Annotated in this window: 1 protein-coding gene; it reads left to right on the plus strand. The window is 75.6% G+C overall.

The genetic code is table 11. The features are described from left to right. Positions 1 to 275 (plus strand): glyceraldehyde 3-phosphate dehydrogenase NAD-binding domain-containing protein (locus ACSNOK_RS34185; RefSeq protein ID WP_436784622.1); only part of this gene is annotated, 275 nt, incomplete at both ends.

A 275-nucleotide genomic window follows, 5' to 3' on the forward strand; every position in this document is an offset into this window, starting at 1 on the left:
GTCGTCGACGGCCGCCGCATCGCGGTGCTCGCCGAGCGCGAACCGGCGAAGCTGCCCTGGGCCGGGCTCGGCGTCGACATCGTGCTCGAGGCGACCGGCCGCTTCACCTCGGCCGAGGCCGCCCGCGCCCACCTCGACGCGGGCGCGAGGAAGGTGCTCGTCGGCGCGCCGTCGGACGGCGCCGACGTCACCCTCGCCTTCGGGGTCAACACCGGCGCGTACGACCCGGCCGCGCACACCATCGTCTCGAACGCCTCGTGCACGACCAACGCGCT

Origin of the sequence: Streptomyces sp. URMC 126, assembly GCF_051386555.1 — a bacterium.
GTDB lineage: Bacteria > Actinomycetota > Actinomycetes > Streptomycetales > Streptomycetaceae > Streptomyces.